Genomic DNA, 5,584 nt, shown 5'->3' with positions numbered 1-5,584 from the left:
TGAAACGCTTGCACGGAAATCGAAAACCAGCTAAATAACCCTTAGTCCTGCTTCACAGGGTGGGGGAATTTGCGCGACCATAAGTGGGGGAGTTTCAACTGACCGTCCGGGACATCCCGTCCAGCGGGATGGTGCCGGCGGCCGAGATCTGGCGAAGGGATCTGCCGACAAATGGACGCATCTTCTACGTCAACAACGATCCGATTGCCGCGCCGGCCGATCACCCCGTGCTACAGCGTGCGCTCGCTCGATCGACCGAGAAGCTACTCGGCGAGGATCGCTTCCCCGAGATCCAGTCGACAACTGGTCCCGGGAATTTCACCGCCGCTTTAGCCGCACATGCGCGCAATTTGATGATTGCCGGGACTCCCTTCGACTTTGAACTGCTACATGACTGGGAGGCCATCGCGGAAACTCGCTGGCAGCTCTCCTACCGCGGTGACGCCCGCAACTGGCGCAACATGGGCTCCCGCTAAGGCCATGAACTGGAATGTGAAGAATCGATGAACCTTCGGGACGCCTCAGGCTCACTGCGCAGGTTCGCATTCCGGATCTTGCGCGCAACAGCGAGCATTCTCCCCGGCGGCCAGATCTCTGCCTTTGGCACTGGCAAGGACATGATCGGCTTGATCCTGATCGTGAACCTCGACCGGCAACCGCGTAGATGGCGGCGCGTAATCCGCGAACTCCGCCGGTTCCGAACGTCCGACGGTGCTCCGCTAGCGTCTATAGCGCGCCGAGTCGCAGCAGTGGACGCTCGCGACGGCCGTGCCGTCGCGGCGACGGCCGACGTCGACTCGACGTACCGCATCGGTGACCACCTTTACGTCCAGCCGGATGCAAGGCTGGAAGATTGCTTCGCTGTCGACGAGCCGATCAAAATGACGCGGCAGGAGATAGCGGTAGCGAGGTCGCACGTGGAGGTTTGGAAGACCATTGCAAGTGGGTCCGATAATCACGTGCTTGTGCTCGAGGACGACGTGTGGTTCAAGTGGGGCGCTGCGGCGGCCATTTCCCGCGGCTGGCGCGCCGCCCTTCGGCGCTGTTGCGCTGAAGGCGGACCGCGTTTGCTGTACCTGTCCTACGCGGACGCAGGAGGGACGGCAGAACGCGTCGACCTTTGCGACGCTCTTTTCCGACCGGTGCGGGGACTGTGGTTTCTCTCCGGCTATGTGCTGTCGCGCGAGGGGGCGGCGGCACTCCTGCGAGCAATGCCAGTAATTGGCCCCGTCGACCTGTGGATAAACTATCGCTTTAGTGAACTCGGCGCACTTGCGCTTTCCTCACCAGCGATTCTGCAGCGACAGGACAGCGCCTCCGACAACGCCTATTCCGTGCTTCCTTACCTGACGCGAGCGGGGATCATCGATGCGGGCTCGGGTCCGATGGCGCCTGGTCGGACGGGCGCAGGCCCGGTGCTGGCGTGGACCGCCGGCGGCGAGCATGAAGGCCTAGCTATGGCTCTGTCGATGCTTGGATTGCGGGTCCGGGTGTTCGATGGTGATGAAGACGGGATTCGGCCACAAGACCTTTTGAATCTTTTCGAGGTGTTTGACGCCGTCGTCGACGCTCCGCTCACACCGGACGCGCTACGCGCCGCAATCGCAAGGAAGGACGTAAGATTTCTCCTGGAGGTGAACACTGTGTCCCGGTCCGAAATGGAGCAGGAATGTCTACCGTCTTCACGGACCGCTTTTTTGTCACACGATGGACCGGAGAATCGATTGTGGGAGCCGCTTTGCACCCTTCTCGGCCTGGCCGAGCCCGTTCAAGCTTTCCCTATCGGAACTCCGCGACACTTAAGGGTTTTCCGAGATGATCGGCCGGGCGCGATGCACCGGATTGCTCCATCCCTTCCGCAGAAGCCCTGTTCGTTGGACGATTCGCCATGGGTCCTTCCGCCACAGAGTGGTTGGCAGCCGAGAGCCCCCTCGGGTCGTCCTGTGCTACCCGCAGGCGAACGCCTCGTTTTCTCGGAAATGACGACGGCGATGTCGTCGTTTCTTGGGCTCGTGGAGACCTTTCCGGGGAATCTGGCATCATTCTCGCAAGACAGTCTCTTGCATGATAAAGACGGCGCGCATCTCATCATCAGCAAGATTGCCACCGGAAGCAGGCTGTACCGTTCCGGCGCCTTCGCGTCCGCGCGATCCTTCAGGTACGGTCGCTTCGAGGCAGAGATAAAAGCCGCTTGCGGTTCCGGCCTCGTTACTGGCTTTTTCCTTCATCGAGACGCACCACGACAGGAGATCGATGTGGAACTGGCGGGTCACGATCCTCGAAGCATGCTGATCAACGTCTACTTCAATCCAGGTGACGATGGGGCGACAATAGGGTTTGGTTATCGCGGTTCGCCATGCCGCATCAACCTCGGTTTCGACGCCACTTTGGACTTCCACCTCTACGCGATCGACTGGCGTCCGGGCCGTATCACGTGGTCCGTGGATGGCCGGATCGTGCATGAGCGTGTAGGCTGGGATCCAACTCCGGTTCCGCATCTTCCCATGCGATTGCATGCAAACCTTTGGGCTCCCCGTTCCGAAGAGCTCGCCGGACGGATCGACCACGATGCGTTGCCAGTAAAAGCAACCTTCAAGAATGTATCTGTGTGGGCTTAATTCCAATAGCGCATTTGCAAGGTGGCGTTGGGACGATAAGCGTAGGACCCGTCGTGAGCTTGCGACCGTCGAACTGCAACCGCAGCTAACAGCCGCTCCATGCAGCGCCTCCGAATGACAGTTTCGGCCGAACTCGAGTCGTTGCGGATGCAGCTACCTGTGCCCGTTCATCGGCCATTGCAGTCGTTCACCTCACGCGCCCCATAAGGCAGCTCTACGGTGCTGTCCGGCCGCTCGCTCGATCGAGATCAGATTTCGACGACATCGCTCACCGCGAACGCGTATATACGCTCCTAGAATTCCGCAAAGCTATGGGTATGGCATGGAGTATCTAAACTGCATGCATTGAGCTGCAGCTCCAATGGAGAACCGCAACAAGTTGCGCTATTCGCGGAACTTTCATGCGGCGGCGTGGAAGAACTCTAGCGCAGTCTTCGCTTGACTCGCGACGAGCAAGAGCGGAGTTTCCGGCTCGTACAAGTCGCGCTTTGGGAAATCAAGGCTTCTCAGGAAGAAGGTTGCAGTGACTTATTGGATTTCGCCGAGCGGATGGATCGGTACCAAACCGACGATTGCGAACTGAAGCGCAAAAAAATCGTAGCGCGGCGGGGCTTGTTCATTAGATCGGAGGCAACACCTTGTACACGACTACATGCAACGAGTCGAAGTTCTGGTGTCGGTGCCACTTTCTATTCGAAATAACCATAACCGAGATCATTGTTTGGTCGCCAACGTGCTTTTCGTCGATCTCTAAAACGAATCGAGTGCCGGTCGATTTCTCGCCGTCGGAGATGTTGTTGACAGACCATTCAATCCGGTACTCGTCCTCAGGAAAACTGGCGTCAGCTTCGACGTCAATGATGAGCGTTTCACCTGGCCGAAGCGCAGGCCCGTCGACGAGGTGAATTTGGCCGCGTGTCTGAGAAAGCGTCTTTCGGTTGCCGAGACTATCTGAGAATTCAACGAGTCGTGGCGCGTTGTACTCCTGTGAGCGGTTTTGAGACACGTAAAATTCCTTAAGTGACTGGATCACGTCATCTGAATAGCACACGGCTCGCTCAGCCTGATGAGGGGTGATCGGATTAGCGTGAGATAGGGCATTCCGAATCGGAAGAAGCCGCTTCAGGACGCTCCGTAGTTCGACGCTTCCCAGCGGAAAGGCACTTCGAAAACCTTCTTCAAAAAACGATTGATACAAGTCTGGCTTCGAAACAAGATCGATTAGATCGTCCAACAGCAGTGCGTCGATGTCACGCGTGTATCGATGTGGTTCGGCTTGCCGCCGCTGGCTTGCGTTTCTACGCAACTCGTTCTTGACGATCTGTTGATTAGCGTGGGCGCCAGTATAGAAGTACTCTGGCCCAAGAGCCTGCGTGAGTACGTCGTCAACAAATCTGCGCAGCCACAGTTCGAGGGTCTCAATGCGCCGTCGCGCAATGTCTCTGGTCTGCTCGGGCGTGAGATATCTGAACGGCATATAAACTCTCCTCGATCCTGCTTCTTAAACTGTCAGCTCAGCGCGAGCGAGGTCCGAGCAGACGGGGCCAGTCCACGTGTTTGTTCCATACCTCGGGCCGACGATGAGACTTGTGTTCGAGATAGTGCCGGTAGTCTTCGATGTAGTCGCTTCGTTCCTGATCGAGGTAACCGTTTCTTTCCAGCCATTCGCAGAGTTCATCGGGAGCGGGGCGATTCTCGCCAAACGCCCGACGCCGGAATTCTTTCCATTGACCGATCTCTGGCTCAGACAGCCCTTCCGGCACCATACTGTTACCGAGAATGCCAAACACGTAATCGTTCAACACCCACTTGTGCCACTCCTCCAACACGCCCGGAAATTCACTCTCCGGGACGTGCGCCGATCGCAGAAGTTGGAGTGTGCGCTCACGGATTTGCTCCTCCTCCACCGGTGGGAATCCACCGATTCTGGCGCTTCTTTTCACGAAGGAAAGACTGATTTTTGCCAGATGCTTTGCGAGGAGTTGCATTTCGGCGACTGTCGCACGTGCTTCCTCGACCGCGCGCCGAGCTTCGAACTCGATGCCGCTCGTGCTCGCTTTCAGCCGGTCGATGCGTTCGATATTCGACGCAATAAGGGTTGCAACGAATATCCACAGACCGGGCCAAAGGAGAGCGTCGTTACGAAAGAGCGCTGCGACGACCGAGAACCCGGCGCACGCCGCTCCAAAGGGGACCAGCCATGCGGGTGCTTTCCAATTCATTGACAAATCTCCAAGCGTTATTCCGCCACACTCGGCGGTGTCACGGGATTCTACCGTTTGGATTCGTCCATCGTTCGAGCGCACTTGCCCGCCCGGCGTTCAAGGTTTCACCGCTCAAGTTATACGGCGATTTGCCGACATCAATGGTGTCGCCAATCTCAACGGCGTGATCGCTCAACAAGGGGATCCTTCATGAAGAGAATCATCGCCGCGCTGATATGCGCATCGTTCATCATTCCGGTCATCGCCGAGGCTCGCGGCGGCCACTATGCCGGCGGCCACGGCTCGTCGCATAAAGGCGGCCACTACAAGAACGCTCGCACGGGCGACCACTACGAGAAGCGACGCTAACGCGCACCCGACGGAGCGACCTACGCGACGTTTCACCAACCGAAGCACAGAAAGGCGCGCTGAGCGGCTGTCTTATCGCCAGAATGCAGCGAGCATACTTGGGAGCGCATTTGCATAGCGCTCGGCCCTCGAAACACTTGGCCCGTCCTCGCGACGGGCTCTTCTTTCCCGATGCAGCCCTGGCACATAGGCATCAAGAAAAATGCGCCTGCACGGTCATGTGCACCGGGTGTTCGCGCTACAAGCATAGGCTAACAGGTCGTGGCACGGCCACTTGGGAGACCTAGCAGGCTGTTGAATTTGGATCCCGTGTAAACGGGGTTTGAGGGACGGGCGTTATGGATATCGTGTTCATGATTTTTGGCAGCGGATGCGATGCGCGGAATGGATGAG

5 protein-coding genes are annotated in these 5,584 nt (G+C 57.9%); 3 read left to right on the top strand and 2 right to left on the bottom strand.

The window, feature by feature from the left end; all coding sequences use genetic code 11:
• The first annotated feature begins 83 nt into the window (after window positions 1-83).
• Together KHO33_RS41440 and KHO33_RS41435 are read left to right on the top strand one after the other, a co-directional pair.
• The gene (locus tag KHO33_RS41440; protein ID WP_200568504.1) at window positions 84-476 is read left to right on the top strand and encodes a hypothetical protein; all 393 of its coding nucleotides are present in this window, start codon (window positions 84-86) and stop codon (window positions 474-476) included.
• Window positions 477-749: 273 nt separating this feature from the next.
• Window positions 750-2,618 (top strand): family 16 glycosylhydrolase, encoded by a 1,869-nt coding sequence (locus KHO33_RS41435; protein ID WP_200568503.1) that lies wholly within the window; start codon window positions 750-752, stop codon window positions 2,616-2,618.
• 619 nt (window positions 2,619-3,237) lie between these two features.
• Here the strand turns inward: KHO33_RS41435 and KHO33_RS41430 are convergent.
• A complete protein-coding gene (locus KHO33_RS41430) occupies window positions 3,238-4,095 on the bottom strand; it encodes a hypothetical protein (protein ID WP_200568502.1) in 858 nt (285 codons plus the stop codon).
• A gap of 37 nt (window positions 4,096-4,132) precedes the next feature.
• A complete protein-coding gene (locus KHO33_RS41425; RefSeq protein ID WP_200568501.1) occupies window positions 4,133-4,840 on the bottom strand; it encodes a hypothetical protein in 708 nt (235 codons plus the stop codon).
• Between the two features lie 192 nt (window positions 4,841-5,032).
• On the opposite strand from KHO33_RS41425, the gene KHO33_RS41420 reads away from it, so the two are divergent.
• Window positions 5,033-5,191, top strand: a complete 159-nt coding sequence (locus KHO33_RS41420; RefSeq protein ID WP_200568500.1) for a hypothetical protein — start codon at window positions 5,033-5,035, stop codon at window positions 5,189-5,191.
• Window positions 5,192-5,584: the final 393 nt, after the last annotated feature.

The sequence above is a fragment of the Paraburkholderia nemoris genome (genome assembly GCF_905221015.1).
In the GTDB taxonomy this organism is placed as follows: Bacteria; Pseudomonadota; Gammaproteobacteria; order Burkholderiales; family Burkholderiaceae; genus Paraburkholderia; species Paraburkholderia nemoris.
Note: the sequence above shows the minus strand (reverse complement) of the source record. Positions and strands in the feature narration are given on the sequence as shown.

Excerpts from the sequence above, each read along its gene's own strand:
- KHO33_RS41430 (WP_200568502.1), bottom strand. The coding sequence starts at position 4,095 with ATGCCGTTCAGATATCTCACGCCCGAGCAGACCAGAGACATTGCGCGA.
- KHO33_RS41425 (WP_200568501.1), bottom strand. The coding sequence starts at position 4,840 with ATGAATTGGAAAGCACCCGCATGGCTGGTCCCCTTTGGAGCGGCGTGC.
- KHO33_RS41420 (WP_200568500.1), top strand. The coding sequence starts at position 5,033 with ATGAAGAGAATCATCGCCGCGCTGATATGCGCATCGTTCATCATTCCG.